The organism is Pseudoalteromonas sp. S1609 (genome assembly GCF_005887255.1).
Classification (GTDB): domain Bacteria; phylum Pseudomonadota; class Gammaproteobacteria; order Enterobacterales; family Alteromonadaceae; genus Pseudoalteromonas.
This window is the reverse complement of sequence record NZ_PNDJ01000004.1, coordinates 32,283-48,491: the sequence shown is the minus strand read 5'-3', so window position 1 is coordinate 48,491 and position 16,209 is coordinate 32,283. Positions and strand designations below refer to the sequence as shown.

The 16,209-nt window shown below is 39.3% G+C and carries 16 protein-coding genes; 9 read left to right on the top strand and 7 right to left on the bottom strand.

All coding sequences use genetic code 11. From position 1 onward, the window contains the following. The first annotated feature begins 108 nt into the window (after positions 1-108). Positions 109-1,860 carry a DNA repair helicase RadD gene (gene radD / locus CWB76_RS01245; RefSeq protein ID WP_138605005.1) on the top strand — a complete coding sequence of 584 codons (1,752 nt, stop codon included), beginning with the start codon at positions 109-111 and terminating at the stop codon, positions 1,858-1,860. A 36-nt stretch (positions 1,861-1,896) separates the two neighbouring features. Here radD and CWB76_RS01240 read toward each other — a convergent pair whose 3' ends face one another. After that, positions 1,897-2,229, bottom strand: a complete 333-nt coding sequence (locus CWB76_RS01240; RefSeq protein WP_075169602.1) for a ribonuclease E inhibitor RraB — start codon at positions 2,227-2,229, stop codon at positions 1,897-1,899. Positions 2,230-2,457: 228 nt separating this feature from the next. Between CWB76_RS01240 and CWB76_RS01235 the strand changes: the two genes are divergently transcribed. The 3 genes from CWB76_RS01235 to CWB76_RS01225 are packed head-to-tail and all read left to right on the top strand — an operon-like array spanning position 2,458 to position 8,776. After that, the gene (locus CWB76_RS01235) at positions 2,458-4,185 is read left to right on the top strand and encodes an autotransporter assembly complex protein TamA (RefSeq protein ID WP_138605004.1); all 1,728 of its coding nucleotides are present in this window, start codon (positions 2,458-2,460) and stop codon (positions 4,183-4,185) included. Then, positions 4,185-7,856 (top strand): autotransporter assembly complex protein TamB, encoded by a 3,672-nt coding sequence (tamB, locus tag CWB76_RS01230; RefSeq protein ID WP_138605003.1) that lies wholly within the window; start codon positions 4,185-4,187, stop codon positions 7,854-7,856. The genes CWB76_RS01235 and tamB overlap by 1 nt, the downstream gene beginning before the upstream one ends. Positions 7,857-7,894: 38 nt before the next feature. Further along, positions 7,895-8,776 carry a peptidylprolyl isomerase gene (locus tag CWB76_RS01225; protein ID WP_138605002.1) on the top strand — a complete coding sequence of 294 codons (882 nt, stop codon included), beginning with the start codon at positions 7,895-7,897 and terminating at the stop codon, positions 8,774-8,776. Positions 8,777-8,809: 33 nt separating this feature from the next. Here CWB76_RS01225 and queF read toward each other — a convergent pair whose 3' ends face one another. Beyond that, entirely contained in the window at positions 8,810-9,655 is an 846-nt protein-coding gene (queF, locus tag CWB76_RS01220) for an NADPH-dependent 7-cyano-7-deazaguanine reductase QueF (RefSeq protein WP_055012787.1), read from the bottom strand. 59 nt (positions 9,656-9,714) lie between these two features. Here queF and syd point away from each other — a divergent pair, with 59 nt between their 5' ends. Continuing rightward, complete coding sequence (gene syd, locus CWB76_RS01215) at positions 9,715-10,254, top strand: SecY-interacting protein (protein ID WP_138605001.1); 540 nt, start codon at positions 9,715-9,717, stop codon at positions 10,252-10,254. A 55-nt stretch (positions 10,255-10,309) separates the two neighbouring features. Here the strand turns inward: syd and CWB76_RS01210 are convergent, their stop codons facing one another. The 3 genes from CWB76_RS01210 to CWB76_RS01200 form a co-directional block, all read right to left on the bottom strand. Then, complete coding sequence (locus CWB76_RS01210; RefSeq protein WP_138605000.1) at positions 10,310-11,083, bottom strand: Zn-ribbon-containing protein; 774 nt, start codon at positions 11,081-11,083, stop codon at positions 10,310-10,312. A 13-nt stretch (positions 11,084-11,096) separates the two neighbouring features. After that, entirely contained in the window at positions 11,097-11,366 is a 270-nt protein-coding gene (locus tag CWB76_RS01205; RefSeq protein ID WP_054202444.1) for a hypothetical protein, read from the bottom strand. A gap of 104 nt (positions 11,367-11,470) precedes the next feature. Then, positions 11,471-11,704 carry a DUF2789 domain-containing protein gene (locus tag CWB76_RS01200; protein ID WP_010388246.1) on the bottom strand — a complete coding sequence of 78 codons (234 nt, stop codon included), beginning with the start codon at positions 11,702-11,704 and terminating at the stop codon, positions 11,471-11,473. A 287-nt stretch (positions 11,705-11,991) separates the two neighbouring features. Here CWB76_RS01200 and CWB76_RS01195 point away from each other — a divergent pair, with 287 nt between their 5' ends. Beyond that, complete coding sequence (locus CWB76_RS01195) at positions 11,992-12,642, top strand: GNAT family N-acetyltransferase (protein ID WP_008109415.1); 651 nt, start codon at positions 11,992-11,994, stop codon at positions 12,640-12,642. A gap of 604 nt (positions 12,643-13,246) precedes the next feature. Here CWB76_RS01195 and CWB76_RS01190 read toward each other — a convergent pair. Together CWB76_RS01190 and CWB76_RS01185 are read right to left on the bottom strand one after the other, a co-directional pair. After that, positions 13,247-13,546 (bottom strand): DUF3301 domain-containing protein, encoded by a 300-nt coding sequence (locus tag CWB76_RS01190; protein ID WP_008109417.1) that lies wholly within the window; start codon positions 13,544-13,546, stop codon positions 13,247-13,249. Next, positions 13,547-14,575, bottom strand: coding sequence for a DUF3549 family protein (locus tag CWB76_RS01185; RefSeq protein ID WP_055012793.1), 1,029 nt, complete (start codon positions 14,573-14,575; stop codon positions 13,547-13,549). 103 nt (positions 14,576-14,678) lie between these two features. On the opposite strand from CWB76_RS01185, the gene CWB76_RS01180 reads away from it, so the two are divergent. Genes CWB76_RS01180 through CWB76_RS01170 form a run of 3 tightly spaced genes read left to right on the top strand, consistent with a single transcriptional unit; the run spans position 14,679 to position 16,205 of the window. After that, entirely contained in the window at positions 14,679-14,999 is a 321-nt protein-coding gene (locus CWB76_RS01180; RefSeq protein WP_138604999.1) for a YqcC family protein, read from the top strand. After that, positions 14,992-15,756 (top strand): tRNA pseudouridine(65) synthase TruC, encoded by a 765-nt coding sequence (truC, locus tag CWB76_RS01175; RefSeq protein ID WP_138604998.1) that lies wholly within the window; start codon positions 14,992-14,994, stop codon positions 15,754-15,756. The genes CWB76_RS01180 and truC overlap by 8 nt, the downstream gene beginning before the upstream one ends. Continuing rightward, entirely contained in the window at positions 15,756-16,205 is a 450-nt protein-coding gene (locus CWB76_RS01170) for a flavodoxin (RefSeq protein WP_138604997.1), read from the top strand. Before truC ends, CWB76_RS01170 begins: the two co-directional genes overlap by 1 nt. Positions 16,206-16,209: the final 4 nt, after the last annotated feature.

Here is a 16,209-nt window from a genome sequence, read left to right as displayed (position 1 = left end):
TTTATTTTTAAAGGAAATATAATTAAAACTTTTTAAATATTTATAAATGGCTATTAAAAAGTGGTTTGTTTGTTAAAATTTAACTACATAAACTAAGTTAATATCTAAATGACCTACACCCTTAGACCCTATCAGAGCGAAGCGGTTGAACGCACCGTTTTACACTTTAGAAAAACTAACGAACCTGCTGTTATTGTTTTACCTACAGGTGCGGGTAAAAGTTTGGTGATAGCTGAACTTGCGCGTATTGCTAAACAAAAAATATTGGTGTTGGCGCACGTAAAAGAATTAGTGGAGCAAAATGCTCAAAAATATAAAAGCTTTGGTCTTGAGGCGAGTATATTTTCCGCAGGACTCAAAGAGAAGTCGTTAATCCACCAAGTTACTTTTGCCAGTGTGCAGTCGTTATCGCGTAATCTAAATAAACTTAATGAGCACTACTCATTACTTATTATTGATGAGTGTCACAGAGTAAATGGCGAAAAAAAAAGCCAATACGGAAAAGTTATTAATGCACTTAAATCTCACAACCCTGAATTAAAAGTATTAGGTTTAACCGCGACGCCTTACCGATTAGGGCTAGGCTGGATTTATCAGCATCATTACCATGGCTTTGTGCGTGGTAATAAGGAAAGCCCATTCAAACGCTGTATTTTTGAATTACCTTTGCGTTATATGATCAAGCATAACTACTTAACTCCCCCTAAAGAGGTTGATGCTGCAATTAGCCATTATGACTTTTCATCTTTAACTAGCAATGCATTTGGGCAGTATAGCAATGAGGATATGAATGCGCTGTTAAAAAAATCGACCCGTGCAACTCAAACAATTCTGCAGCAGGTTATTCAATATAGTGAGAAGCGCCATGGCGTGATGATATTTGCTGCTACGGTTATGCATGCACAAGAGATAATGACTTATTTACCCGAGGATGAAAGTGCGCTGATCACCGGAGATACTCCCAATAGCGAACGCGATAAAATAATTAAACAATTCAAAGCTAAAAAAGTAAAGTATTTAGTGAATATATCGGTTCTTACTACCGGCTTTGATGCACCCCATGTAGATTTTATTGCTATTTTACGGCCCACAGAGTCAGTAAGTTTATACCAGCAAATTGTCGGTAGAGGTTTAAGGTTGGCTGAGGGTAAAGATGATTGTTTAGTGATTGACTATGCGGGTAATGGCTTTGACTTGTTCTACCCTGAGGTTGGTGATAAAAAAGGCGATAGCGATAATGAACCCGTGCAAGTGCTGTGTCCTGGGTGTGGCTTTGCCAATATATTTTGGGGTAAAACAGAGGCTGATGGCAAAGTAATCGAGCACTTTGGTAGGCGTTGCCAAGGCTTATTAGAGGACGATAATGGGGTAAGCGAGCAATGCGATTATCGTTTTCGTTTTAAAGAGTGTGAGCAGTGCGGCGCACAAAATGATATTGCTGCTCGAAAATGCCATGACTGTGGTGCTGTGATGGCCGATCCTGATGATAAGCTTCGTAATGCGTTAAATCTTAAAGATGCATTAGTACTTCGTTGTAGTGGCTTGAGTGTGACTAAACTTAAAGAGCAATTGTTAAAAGTTACTTATTTTGATGAAGACGGAGCCAGTTGTGATGAAGTTTTTGATTTAGCAAACAAAGGATCACAGTATTACTTTAATAAGCAATTTGGTAAGCGTGTAGGGCAGGGACAGTCACCAATTGAATTTATCAGTGCAGAGCAAGTTATAAAAGCCCAGTTTGATTTAATACCACCGGATTTTGTGATTGCTCGAAAAAGTAAAAAGTATGGCTGGAAAGTAGCAGATAAACTTTTTGATTATAAAGGCAGCTTTAGAAAAGCAAACCAGCTAAGCCGATAGGCTAAGCTGGATATCTCATTCATCATGAAATTAGGGTTATACTTCTTCTGCGTCTAATCCCCAACCATCGCCATAACCATTTAAGCTATTAGCGATACTTTCAATATATTGTTCTGCTTGGCCTAAAAGTGCATGCTCTGGAACCATTTTTACATGGGCTATTACCTCCCAAACACCGGTATCTTTACATTTCTCAACATCAGCAGTTTGCACTAATGCATCGTTTACAATCTCAGTTGCAAATTTTTCGGCATCAGCCTGTTGTTCAAATAAAATGTAAAAATCAATTTGTTGCATTTTACTTAAATCTACACCGGCGGCGGAAATTTCAGCAAGAAGCTGGCCATTATCATCATCAGGAAATTGCATTTAAAACTCATAAATTAGTGTTTATTCATTAGCACTATTGTAACCAAAATAAATCATTAAAGCGCAAAAATTTTTAGTTAAGCTTAAAGCGGTTTAAAAGATTCGCATAGAGCCAGCTAATATTTTAGACGCTGATAATGATTAAGTTAATGTTAGGCTCATTATCGCTATGCTATTATTGTGTCGTTAATTTGTTGTTTTTTATGGGTACATAGTAAGGATGATTACTTGTTCAATCAGTTTTTAAAATCCGTTATTTGTTTTTGCTTATTTTTGAGCTTTTTCGCTATTGCAGCTGACAATAAAATTGAAGATTATGAAATAAAAGGAATTAGTGGAGAGTTAGAAAACAACGTTGCTCTTTATTTAAAACCTTTAGTGGGTGAAAAACCAACGCGCTCACTGCGTCGTTACGCTAAAACGCAAGTTGAAGATAGCTTAAAGGCATTAGGTTATTACAGTCCAAATGTAACTATTGATTTTAATAAAGATGAGCGTGAACTCGTTGCGACTATTGAGCGCGGCTCAGCAACCCGTATAGAGGCGCTTAATATTAGCGTTAACGGGGAAGCTAAACATGACCCATTAATTCAGCAAGTTATTGAAAGTTTAGAGTTAAAGCAAGGCGACATTTTAAATCATGGAATGTATAGCGCAGCCTATAAAAAAATTGAATCCGTTTTGTTGGAGCATGGTTACTTTGACGCAAAATGGCCTGCCCGAAAATTTGAAGTGTCATTAAAAAAACACAGCGCCATTATTACCTTTACCATTGAAAGTGGTGTGCGTTATCGCTTTGGTGATGTGTTAATTACCAATCAAAGCCCAGCAGAAAAATATATTCGCTCTTTAGCCCCGTTTGAAATGGGTGAGCACTATAAAGCATCTAAGATTGCTGACTACAACCTAGATTTATCGAGCACTCCTTATTTTACAAGCGTGCGTGTTTACGCTGATATTTCAGCTAGAAAAAACAGCCAAGTGCCTATTAAAGTGGACGTATTACATAAGCCCGCGAATAGCTACGAAATTGGTGGCGGGTTCAATACCGAATTGGGTCCAAAGGTACGGTTTAAGTGGAGTAAACCATGGATCACGGAGCAAGGACACTACCTAGAAAGCAATCTTAATATTGCAAAAAAACAACAAGATATTTCTATGGCGTATACCATCCCTGTTAATAATCCGAATGATGATTTATGGCGTTTATCAGCAGGCTATAAGCTCGAAGATGAATTAGCCGACAATATTTACAGTGAAATTTTAACAGCGCAGTTGCAAAGGCAATGGCTCACCGAGCAAAAATGGATAAGAACTGCATTTATCAGGCGCGAGCAAGAAACCTATCGGATTGGCGACGGGCTAGAACGCACCACAGAAATGTTATTACCAGGTGTCAGTTATGCCCGAAAGCAATCGAAGGGAGGAACCACCCCTTATTCGGGAGAGCAGTGGTCTATATCGGCAGAGTTTGGTCTCGATAGTGTACTCTCTAGTACCAATATTGTTAGGGTGCAATTACAGCATGCATGGTTGCGCACTTATCTTAATAAGCACCTTGTGTTTTTAAAAGCAAACTTAGGGGCCATGTTAGTTGACGATATTAACAATGTTCCATATTCATTAAGGTTTTATGCTGGTGGCGATCAAAGTGTGCGCGGCTTTGCTTATCAATCAATCTCACCAGAAAATGACAATGGGGATCGCATCGGCGGTAAATATTTAATCGCGACGACTGCTGAATATAATTACCAATTTGCCAAAAACTGGCGAGCAGCTTTATTTGTTGATGGAGGGACGGCGACCAATGATTTTTCTGAGCAATTTGAAATAGGTGCAGGGTTTGGTTTTCGTTATTTAACGCCTATAGGACCAATAAGAATAGATCATGCGTGGGGACTCACTAAAGAAAGCAAAAGCACTCGTTTAAGTATTACCATAGGGCCGGAAATTTAATGTCTGTATTTAAAAAAGTCACTGCAGCACTTAGCACCTTAGTTGTTGCTGTATTAGTGACATTGTTTTGCGTTGTTTTTACAGCTCCAGGTAACCAGCTAATTGCTTATAGCGCCAATAAGTTAGTTGACGGCTTAAAAATTGAAATAAAAAGCGGGCGTTTTTTATATAATGATGCGTTTAATTTTCGCTTTGAGCGTGACGGTTTATTACTTGATGCTCAGCAGCTTAAACTAGATTTATTTTGGTGGCACTGTGATGGTATGTGTATTGATAACTTAAGTGCCCGGTCTATAAAACTAAACTTACCAGCATCGTCATCTAATTCTCCTGATACATCTAACGAACCGTTGGAACAAATCAGTTTGCCATTTAATATTGCACTTAAGCGTTTAGCGGTCAGTGAGTTTGTGTTAAATCACACAAGTGCAAACGTAGTTGTTAATAATATGGAGATTGCTGCAAAGGCACAAGGTGCTGATATTCAAATTAAAAACGTGAATATTCCGAGTGTTTTAATCGCGTTAAAAGAGCAGCCTGGAGAAAATACAGCCAGTTCTACCCCAATTACTGAGTTACCAGCATTACCTAATATCGCATTTATGTCGCCACTCAATATTTACCTAGAACAGTTTAATATTGCGCAGTTCACAGTGGCGCAGAATGCACAGCAAAATGTGGTAATTAATATTGCGCTACAAATGAAGCTAATAGGTTCTGAGATTAACGTTGCTTCATTGTCTGCAAATTATCAGCAGTGGCAGCTTAATACTGCACTTAACGCAAAGCTTAAAGGCCGCTTACCAATTAATGGCGATATCAGTCTAAAAGGGCATGGTTATGATGCCAATATACAAATAGGCGGAGACTTAGAAAAGCTCAATGTAGATATAAAAAGCAGTGAATCATTTCCTTTTGAACTAGCTGCTACGGCTAATCTTAAACAACCAAATTATCCATTTAGTGTTAATGGCGATGTAGAGCAGTGGATTATCGAAACAGCAAGTAAAGAGTTAAAGATAACCGACGTAAAATTAACCGCACAAGGCAATGCTAACGATTATCAGTTATCGTTATTTGGTAATAGTCAGTTAGGTGCTTATCCAACTGTGAATATTAACAGTCAAATTAATGGCTCACTGAGCGAAGCAAACTTAAAAAAGTTAGCCCTTAAAGCGAATGAGAGCCAAGCTACTATCCAAGCGAATATCGACTGGCAAAATGGGGTTAGTGCTAACTTTAGCGGCGCGCTATCGAGTTTAAAAGCGCAATACCTCACTGACACACTTACCAGTGATATTTCAGGGCAGTTTAAAGGGGCATTTGTTACCAGTTTAAATAGCTGGCAATTAAGTATGGATGACACCCAATTAAGCGGGTTACTAAATGATGTACCGCTTAATTTTGCTGCTCAATTTAACTTAAATGATGAACTTAAAGCCACTGTAAAAAAATTTAACCTTAGCAGTGGCACAAATAGGTTAACCTTAACAGGTGAAGTCGATCAGCAATGGCAGATTAATGGGGCTATTGCGCTGCAAAGTAATGATGAGGCAAAGCTTCCGTTTATTGCTAATGGTAAAGCAGATTTAAGTATAAGAGGCGAGCGGTTGACGCCTGCAGTTGATTTAGCGTTAAAGCTAGAGCAGTTTATTTATGACGATATTAATATTAATAAGTTGGCGTTAAAAGCACAGTTAGACACCGCTACCGATTGGCAAACAGATATTAGCGTTACTCTTGATTCAGCGCGTGTCATGCATCACTTAATTAATAAAGTGGAAATAGTTGGTAGTGGTGATAAAACCGATCACCAACTAAGTGCATCTATTGATGCTGATGCTGGGGCTGCTACGTTTGAGCTAAATGGCAAACTTGCTAACGCGATTTGGCAAGGTGAACTCAGTAATATTAGCATAAGTGATAAAACGCTTAGCTTTGAAAATGCTAAAGATATAGCTGTAACTATAGATTCGAAAACGGGCGACTTTAATGTGAGTGCGCATTGTTGGCAATCGAGTAATAGTAAGTTATGTATTGATAGATTAAATCAAACCCGCGAATTAGGCCAGCTTAACGTAAAACTGGCCAATCTTGAATTGCGAGAGCTAAAACATTGGTTACCAGATAATATAATAACACGTGGTGATATAGCGGGAGACTTTGCTGCTAATTGGCAAGCTGGCACACTTAAAACTCTACGCGCTAATTTAAATTCATCAGGGCTTAACGCGGTACTTATTAACGAAAAAGATCGATTTACGCTACCTATAGAAACGCTAAACATAAGCGCTTTTTCTGATGCTAAGGTTGGCCAAATAGAAGCTAACATAGAATCGAGTGTTTTGGGTAAAGTAACGACTAAAGTTGATATTGATGATATTCGAAATAAGCAAACGCTTAACGGTAATATTCAAATTGATAAAATTTTATTGTCTGATATACAGCCTTTTTTATACACCTTCGAGCAGCTTAATGGCGCCATTCATGGGCAAGTTGCATTAGCAGGCACACTAAAAGACCCTTTGTTAGAGGGAAATTTAAACATAGAGAATATCAACCTAGAAGGTGAACAACTGCCTGTTGCCCTTAAAAACTCCAGTATTAATGTGGCGTTTAATAAGTCCACCGCCACCATTGAGGGAGATTTAAATGACCCTCAAGGCGGACAGGTAAAATTAACGGGGAATGTTGATTGGCAAGGTGAACAACCAGCTGTAAATATGAATGTAGTCGGCAGTGAGTTTTTTGTAAGAGCGCAACAAGGCGTGGTGTTTAAAGTATCACCAGAGTTAAAAATAAGTTTAGCTGACAATGCACTTAAGCTGGCAGGTAATGTTGTAGTGCCTTATGGTCGAATAGAAATTGAAGAGCTGCCAGAGGGGGTTGTACAGGTTAGTGATGATGAAATAATTTTGGATCAAACTACGCAAAATACTAAAAAAGCCCCATTTAACTACGATATTGATTTAAAAGTAACGGTTAAAAATGATGTCAGAGTAGCCTCATTTGGACTTGAGTCTAAAGTAGTGGGTGATATGGATATAAAAATGAGCCAAGACTCACCCATTATTGCCATTGGTGAGCTTAATCTAATTGAAGGAACTTACTTGGCATTTGGTCAAGACTTAATAATTAGAACCGGGCAAATTGGTTTCAGTGGCGCAATAGATAAGCCTCATTTAAATATTAAAGCCATTCGCAATCCAAATAATACCGCCGATGGTGTTATTGCAGGTGTTACTTTAACTGGCAGTGTTGAGCAGCCAAATTTAAAAGTATTTTCAGAGCCGGGCATGGACCAAGCACAAGCCCTAGCGTATTTGCTGAATGGTCAACCATTGGGGGAGGGCGACAGTTCAACGGATGCAATGTTAACTCAATTACTACTTTCTCAAGGAGTGAGCCGAAGCGAAAGCTTAGTGTCTAAAGTCGGTGAATCGTTTGGCTTGTCAGATGTGAGCTTAAGCTCTAAAGGGAGTGGCGAGCAAACAAAGGTAGAAATATCAGGTTATTTAGCACCGAGTTTGCAGGTTAAATATAGCGTGGGGGTATTTGAGTCGCTCAGTGAAGTGGCAGTGCGTTATCAGCTAATGTCGAAGTTATATATAGAAATAACCAGTGGCCTGTATCAAAATGTCGACATACTGTATAAATTCAATTGGGATTAACCTTTATCTACCAATACCAATAATAAAAAGGAAAAGGTATGAAAAAATTCGTAATCACTATTATAGCGTCGGCTTTGCTCGGCGGATGTGTCCAGCAAAGCACTTTGCCATCAACGCCAGTTAAAAGCCTAACCAGTAGTGAGATTATTGCTGCTACAACAGATGAGCAATGGCGATGGGTTGATCCTGAGAATATTTTAAAACTAACCCTACCTACCGGTGCTGCGTATATTGAGCTCAATCCAGCGCTTGCGCCAAAACACAGTGCTAATATTAAAGAATTGGCACGACAGGGCTTTTATCAGGGCACTCATATTTATCGTTTTGTGGAAGGGTTTGTTGCTCAAGGTGGTGATAGCACGGGTAAAAAGTTAACTAAAACCAAAAATAGCACATTACCTGCCGAGTTTTATTTAACCACGAATAAGCCGCTTATGATAACTGAAATGGGTAGGGATGGTTATGCACCAATAACCGGATTTTTAAATGGTTTTGCGGTGGCGCAAAATGAAACACGTGATCAAACATGGCAAATTCATTGCCATGGTGTATTTGCAATGGCGCGCGGCAACGATATTAATAGTGCCAGCACGGAATTTTTTGTCACCATAGGGCAAGGTCCACGTTATTTAGACAAAAATATCACCGTATTTGGGCGAGTACTTACAGGTATTGCACATTTTCATCAGCTAGCGCGCACACCTAAAGGTGGTAGCGAGTTTAATCCTATTACAGATTTACAAGTATTAGCCGACGTTAGCAGCGATCACAGCCGATTTAAAGTAATGAAAACAGACTCAGATGCATTTAAACAGTTAATTTCAGCACGAGGTAGTCGTAGTGAGGAATGGTTTGCGTATAGCCATAATTACATTGATGTGTGTGGAATGCCTGTACCAACTAAGCAACTTAACGATTAAAAAAAGGAGCCTCAGGCTCCTTTTTTGTTTAGCTTATTGACGGTTTATTTTTACCGCAAAAGGGGTATCGTTATGATGCGTTGAGCGATATGGATTAATATCAAGGCCGCCACGACGCGTATAGCGCGCGTAAACTTCAAGCTCTTTAATATTCAATTGAGTGGTTAGGTCGCTGTAAATACGCTCTACACATTGCTCATGGAACTCATTATGGGTCCTGAACGAAATTAAATAGCGTAATAATGACTCACGACACACTTGCTCACCAGTATAACGAATAATAATGCTGGCCCAATCCGGTTGCGAAGTAATTAAACAGTTTGATTTAAGTAAGTGGCTATGCAAGGTTTCGCTAACCACTTTATCGCTTTGTGACTTTAAAGAATGTGCGTCAATATGGTAGTTATCTATTTCAATATCTAACTCATCAATACACTCACCAGGAAGTGGTGTGCAAGGAATACAATTATAATCATCAGCGCTGTATAAGGTTACCTTTACCGGACTGTTTACCGCATTTGATAAGTCGTCAATTAAATGTTGCTTAACAATGTCAATACTTCCAAAGCGACTTTGGTTAAAGCTGTTCAGATAAAGCTTAAACGACTTTGACTCTATAATGTGACTACTTTGACATTCGAAAGTAAATATCGCCACCGCAACTTGTGGTTTGCCTTTGGTATTTAACCAAGATAGTTCGTAACCGGTCCAAATATCTTGGCCTTTGAATGGTAATGCGGCTTCATCAATGCTCAACGCGTCGCGATTAAGCTTGCGAGCAATAGGAAAAAGCAAGCTGGGCGTGTATTGATCTACATACTCAGTAGATTGACCAAGTACGCTGCCTTTAAGATCGGGAGAATTGCTGTAATCTGTCATGTTTGCTCTTAAATAGTTACAATGGGGACATTATATCTAAATTAAATGAGTTTCACAGTATGTCTGTTGCAATGCAATTAGCCCAACTTCACCAACGCTTTAGTGAAAAAACTATCAAAAATACACAAAAGCAGCCACTCATCGCCCACGATGAGCAATGGCCAAGTCCTTGTGAAATAGGCACAGCCGATGAGCACGGTATGATTCAATGGCAAGCGATAGTGAGAGAGCCTACAGGTTCTTTGGCTGATCTCGCTAACGCATTAGAGCTTGAATTTCCTGATGAACTTAGCCAGTTTTATGGCCATATGTTTGCTGGCAGTATTTTAGCCAGCGTTGATGGCCATCAAGTAGAATTATTACAAGCGTGGAATGAGGATGACTTTGACTTACTGCAACAAAATATCACGGGTCATGTTTTAATGAAGCGAAAGCTAAAGCAAGCGCCAAGTGTTTTTATTGGTTTAACTGATCAAGATGATTTACTTGTTACGGTATTAGTGGAAACAGGTGAGGTGTGCCTAGAGTATGTAGGTAAAAAGCCACATTATGTACTCGCCAAAAACCTCAGTGAATTTATAGCGTCGTTGGCAGTATAATTATAAGGTAATTTTAAGGTGTGATGTTTTAGACATAGCACCTTAAGTATGGGATTTATTGAAAATCCCATGAAATATTAGACACTAAACCACACGGCTCACACCTAAAATCAAATAAACCAAACCACGGCTCAGGTAATTTCCATTCACCTTGGCAACTTGGGCATTTACGCTTAAGCTCCGAGGTTTTATCAACCCCACCTACACGGTATAAGTAATAGTAAACTGGCTTTTTAGTTAAAAAGCTGATGCGTTTGCTAATATCTTTACCTCGGCGATACAAATCACTTTGTGTGCTGGCTATTTCCTCTAGTGCAGGAAATTCACAGCGAGTTGCGCCATTAATTTGAATTTGATCGCATGCTTGCCAATCTTCTTGCCATTTAATCAGGGTTTTATAATCGCCATTGGCAATTGCCGGAATATTAAATAGCGGAACGGGTAAAAAGTCATCGCCACAATACAGTGGGCTGCAGGTGTGCACATAGGTAGTATATAAAATATAGCTTGAGGGCTCTTTACAACCATCGGCGCCGTTTGAATGAATGTCTTGACCTATTATTTTCACTTTAGGTGCTAACAAGCCTGCATCATGAAGCTTTTCAACACTGTGTTTTACAAATTCACTGTTGTTAAGTGGATGCATAGCGTCTTCGGTCGGACACATAACGCGTGTTATAAAATAGCCATCTTTTAACACCGTTGGAAATTCTTCTCCAATGATTTGGCCATTAAAACGTAATGCATTTACCAAGCGGTTTATTGCTTGCTCGGCTTGCTCTAAGGTGGTGTCTTGGTAGCAATCAAATGTTAAATCAACAACAAACATTTATAGTCTCAAATTATTTTGGCGCGAGCAGTGTAAGTAATTGATCTAACTTTTGCTCAATTCTATCTAATTGAGAGCTGTTTTGACCTTCATTACTGGCACTTTGCTTTGGGGTTTTCATTAAATTATAAATTGAATCAGGATTATTCTTATATTGACTCACCGCAGCAATAATAACCGGCATTGGGGTCGGTGTTGTTAAACGACTTTTAGTTAGTGCAACAGTGGGAACTTTGCCTTCATCAAGAAGGACTTTAATAGCTTCAAATACAGCAGCATTCATTCAATTATAACTCTTTTATAAAGTAAGCTCGCAACATTGACGCTGCGAGCGGGTATGGTATCAATAAAGTGGCTAAGGCACATTAAAATGCGCCATAAAATTAATTATTTTTGACGAAGACGTACGTCTAGTTCATCAATTACTTCACTCCAATCGCCATCAACCGCTAGCGATTCGGCAATAAAATGTTGTTGGGCTTCATCCCAAAAGGGAGCATCTTGCAACAAGGTTGTATCGGCAATGGAGTGCGAGGCAATAAATGCATCTATTTGCGCATCCGAATCCGGCAGTCCTAGTTGGGCGAACAAGGTATTAATAGTATGTTTTGTTGTATCCATAATAATGCTCCTAAATGAATTAATATGTATTAACTCTAGGGGGGAATGGTATATCTAGCCAGTTTAACCCTTACTGAATCTATGCTTTATTTACTCAATAGTAAGTCGCTAAAGCATGATCTGACTCAATGCAGTGGATGAGCGTACTAACTAAAATGTAAATTCGCTTATTTGTCTCACTTAGGTATATAGTTATATAAGCATTTGGTCATCGTTGTAGTTCAAAATTAATCCCTTATGCGTTACTTGGCGTAACGATGGGGGTGTAAAATAACAAAGGAAATAAAATGACAGCCACAGCAGAATCGACAGACGCCTTTAGTGTTCAGCATATTGCACCAGAGGATATAAGCACAGCAGCCAGCCTGATATATCAGGCATATCAAAACGATCCTATTTTACAAACACTGCTAGGGTATAACGAAGACAACCCGCTCGATTATGAAAAAAAATTACGTGCACTTATCCGTGAAGAGCTCAGTAGCTTTTGGCAAGAGAAGCAGCCTTTAATCGGCCTTTACCGCAATGATAAATTAAAAGCGGTTGCCTGTGTGTTTGAGTCAAATAGCCAATTACAAGCTGAGCGTTATTGGCATTGGCGATTAAAACTGATGCTAAGTGCAGGTTATTTACAAACGAATCAATTAATTGAAAAAGAAAAAACCATTCGTGACGCCTTAAAGCCGCAAGGGAATTATTACTTTTTAGCGTTTATTGCGGTTGATCCACACTTTCACGGGCAAGGGTTTGGTCGCACTTTACTTAAAGGTTTAGATGGCTTAATACACGATAATCCTGAGTCTTCTGGTATAGCGGTATTTGTGACTCGTGACGAGCATACGAAATTTTTTAAATCGCAAGGCTTTGAGCACTTTAAACAACTTTCATTTAACCAAGTTAAGGGTGAATTACTATTTAAAGTTGCTAATGCTCAATAAAGGTAGTTGTTCATAATGGCGTATCTGTAAGCCTATGTTCCAAATCGGGCACACCAGTGTGAGATATATCCTACATTAGTGTGCTCTTTGTCAGTTTAAATCCATTATTTATCCGTTTATAAGCATCAAGCTTCTGTTATTTATAGCTATTTTAGTTTTTTCAATTTTGTGACATTAAATTTTTTAGTTTTCCTCACTATTATACCCAGCCGTTTGGTTTAAACTTTACTTTGTCAAGACGACATAGCTCAATGACTGAGCTAATGCCATGGATATGGAATCAGGCAGCATAGTAGTGACTAGCAGGAAGCGTAAAGGACAAGTTAACACGGATGCAAGGATGAAACAGGAAGTACATGAAGTACTAAAATAGCTAGGAGCTATTTAAAGGATACCAAGGATGATGCGATAGGATATTGCAGGAGCGTTAGTTTACGCAGGACGGCCAAGGCGGCAAGAGGATATTGCAGGATGCAATGGAGGGCTAACACGGTAGTTTGCTCGTTCAGTGGATGATAAACAAGGATCAGGTAAAGGATGCCTTACAGGATGTTGGCAATTAGGGCGTAACTGAGGTTACGCCTTGGTTTTTTGTTTACAAAAATTATATCTTATGTGGTGGCACAACCACACTTTTTAGCTTTTCATCTTCCATGATTAACACTCCCTGATAAGCATTTTCACCATCGCTTGAAAATTCAAAAATAAATTCGCTTTTCATGCCCGGTTTACCACTTTTTAAAATGCCAAACCGACGCTTGCTACAAGCCACACTCATTAGTTGTACCTGCAATTGCTCACTTTGGCGTTTGGCATGAACGTTCGCTGCTTCGGCTATTTTACGATTTAGCCAAAAAAAATAAATTACAGCCCCAATAAGTATGAACGTCCATAAACTAGCCATTTAAGAGAATAACCTTCCAATTGCGCGAGCTAACGTCTCGCTTCTGTTTTCTTTACGTAGTAATGCTAATAAATGTGGGCGAATAGTTGGAATTGCAACTAAATCTGCAAAAATGCTGGGAAATAACTCAGCTATTTTCTCATGGTGCGCACAGTTATCCATAAATACATGCAAACGCTGTGGCTCTTCTAATTGTTTAAAGCAGCGACCTGCAATAGTTAATAAAATGTCTGAGTCTTGCCCAAGCGTAGATTCTAAAGCGCAGTCAACCAGTTGTGCGCTAAGCCCTGTTGCTTGCCCTGATGATATGGCGCGAAGCGCGGCAGAAGCCGTAACCACATCATTATTCTTAAGGGCGGTTTGTCCATAACTTAACAATAACTCACTTAACGTGGGTGGTATTTCGATGTGTTCAAGCATTGCGCTTAATGGTTGTAATACTTCAACAGGTAAATTAGGCCACGCAGCGTGTAAGTGTTTTAAGTTATCAGCACTGTTGAGGCGATAAGCAAAATCAGCAATGCCTTGTAGCGCCACACTTTGCCAATTATCAAAACCAATCTGGCCACTAAAATAAAGCTGGGCATGCTCATAATACTGTGAGGCTGGTTGTTTTAATAACACTTTAACTTGTGCATTAAACGCCGCTAATTTATTAGCATTAGGAGTAAATACGTAAGGGTTATTATCGAGTTTGCCATCGGCTTGTTCGCCGGTAATTTCTGTTCCTAGTGCTTGAATTACCATGTCTGCAAAGTGGTCGCGGCTGGCACTAACGAGTTTACTTTGTTCATCAAGTGGGAATTTTAAAAACCACACATAGGGTTCTTTGCTAGCTTTACTGTCCCAAAATTGAATCGCTAGCCATGCATGGCCTGCTAATGGGTAAGGGTAAGGAACTTGTGCTTGTTCAACAGCTAAAAATTGTTGTTTATCAAGCTTGGTAATATGCCTGCCAATATCAAAAGCACGCCATTGAGTTCCTGCACCGTCTAAAAGCTGGCCTAATGTGGCTATATGTTCACTCATGAATTTCCAACTGTTTTTACTACAAAATTACGCTAATTATACGCCATAGCGACTGTTGAGGGAACAGGGTATAATTGTGCAATATACAAAGTAAAGGGTGATTATGACTGAGCAAACCCAACTCTATTTAACACAATTAACTGCGCTACTTAAAAAGTATCAGCTTTGGCAGAATGAGCCGATTGACTCTGCATTGTTGCATTCAAGCGTCCCTTTTTGCCATGATACGCTTGCATTTGAACAGTGGTTACAGTTTGTATTTATAGAAAAAATTCAACAGATTATTACAATGAAACAACCGTTACCGCGTAATTTTGCGATTGCTCCTATGGCGCAAATGACACTCATTGATAAGTCCGGAAGCGAAGAGATTATTTCTTTGCTGACGCAATTAGATTCATTGCTTGGAGAGCCAGATGACTGAACGTCCAGCGCCAGTTGAATACGGCGAACTGAACATTCTCTATCAAGATGAGAACTATGTAGCGATTGATAAACCATCAGGCTTACTTGTTCATCGCTCCTTTTTAGATAAGCATGAAACTCAATTTGCAATGCAAATGCTACGCGATCAACTCGGTCAGCATGTGTTTCCTGTGCACCGTCTTGATAGGCCGACATCGGGTGTGTTGCTGTTTGCTCTAAGCTCAGAAGCCGCGCGTGATATGAATCAGTTGTTTATTGAGGGCACGATCTCAAAGCGTTATTTAGCTTTGGTACGCGGATTTGCGCCTGAATCTGTTTTTTTAGATAAACCGTTAAAAGAAGAACTAGACAAAATCGCTGATAAATTTGCCGATCAGAATAAAGATGCTCAAGAAGCACAAACTCAGTTTAACTGTTTGCACCAAGCTGCGTTGCCTATTCCCATAGGAAAATACCCAACGGTTAGGTATTCTTTGGTAGAGTGTTTTCCTAAAACAGGGCGTAAACATCAAATTCGTCGCCATTTAAAACATTTGTCGTTACCGATAATTGGCGACGTTAACCATGGTGATAACCAGCATAATCAGTTTTTTAGAGAGCATTTCTCCCTTAGACGATTAATGTTATTTGCTACAGAACTGCGTTTTGTACATCCTTACAGTAATGAATCGATAATAATTAAAGCGCTACTAGGTGATGCAATGTTGAGTATTTGCAAACAGTTAGGGTGGCCAAGTGAAGAAAAGGATTATTAATGGCACATATTAGTATTTTTGTAGGCAGCGTGTATGGTGGTGCTGAACGTTTAAGTGAGCAAATAAGCGATACTATAGAGCAAACTGGCCATCAGGTAAGCGTATTTGCAGAGCCAAGTTTAGAAGATCTAAAAAATGCGACGCATATTTTAATAGTTACTTCAACAACAGGACAAGGCGATATACCCGCTAACTTGGCAGAGCTTTATAATCAGCTTAACAGTACGTTTCCAATGTTAACCAATAAACCATTTGGCATTGTAGCCATGGGTGACAGAAGCTACGGTGATACGTTTTGCGCAGCAGGGCGTAGCTTTGATGAACTATTACGTGACTTACAAGCTAAACCTGTGGGTAACCGACTAGAAATTGATGCCTGTGAAGACTTTGAGCCTTGGCCTGTCACCGAGCCGTGGTTACAAACTTGGCTTGATAAATTACCCTCTTAAATGC

Bases quoted from the DNA above. Each gene is read 5' to 3' on its own strand.
- radD (WP_138605005.1), top strand. From the start codon at position 109: ATGACCTACACCCTTAGACCCTATCAGAGCGAAGCGGTTGAACGCACC.
- CWB76_RS01240 (WP_075169602.1), bottom strand. From the start codon at position 2,229: ATGCAATTTCCTGATGATGATAATGGCCAGCTTCTTGCTGAAATTTCC.
- tamB (WP_138605003.1), top strand. From the start codon at position 4,185: ATGTCTGTATTTAAAAAAGTCACTGCAGCACTTAGCACCTTAGTTGTT.
- CWB76_RS01225 (WP_138605002.1), top strand. From the start codon at position 7,895: ATGAAAAAATTCGTAATCACTATTATAGCGTCGGCTTTGCTCGGCGGA.
- queF (WP_055012787.1), bottom strand. From the start codon at position 9,655: ATGACAGATTACAGCAATTCTCCCGATCTTAAAGGCAGCGTACTTGGT.
- syd (WP_138605001.1), top strand. From the start codon at position 9,715: ATGTCTGTTGCAATGCAATTAGCCCAACTTCACCAACGCTTTAGTGAA.
- CWB76_RS01210 (WP_138605000.1), bottom strand. From the start codon at position 11,083: ATGTTTGTTGTTGATTTAACATTTGATTGCTACCAAGACACCACCTTA.
- CWB76_RS01205 (WP_054202444.1), bottom strand. From the start codon at position 11,366: ATGAATGCTGCTGTATTTGAAGCTATTAAAGTCCTTCTTGATGAAGGC.
- CWB76_RS01200 (WP_010388246.1), bottom strand. From the start codon at position 11,704: ATGGATACAACAAAACATACTATTAATACCTTGTTCGCCCAACTAGGA.
- CWB76_RS01195 (WP_008109415.1), top strand. From the start codon at position 11,992: ATGACAGCCACAGCAGAATCGACAGACGCCTTTAGTGTTCAGCATATT.
- CWB76_RS01190 (WP_008109417.1), bottom strand. From the start codon at position 13,546: ATGGCTAGTTTATGGACGTTCATACTTATTGGGGCTGTAATTTATTTT.
- CWB76_RS01185 (WP_055012793.1), bottom strand. From the start codon at position 14,575: ATGAGTGAACATATAGCCACATTAGGCCAGCTTTTAGACGGTGCAGGA.
- CWB76_RS01180 (WP_138604999.1), top strand. From the start codon at position 14,679: ATGACTGAGCAAACCCAACTCTATTTAACACAATTAACTGCGCTACTT.
- truC (WP_138604998.1), top strand. From the start codon at position 14,992: ATGACTGAACGTCCAGCGCCAGTTGAATACGGCGAACTGAACATTCTC.
- CWB76_RS01170 (WP_138604997.1), top strand. From the start codon at position 15,756: ATGGCACATATTAGTATTTTTGTAGGCAGCGTGTATGGTGGTGCTGAA.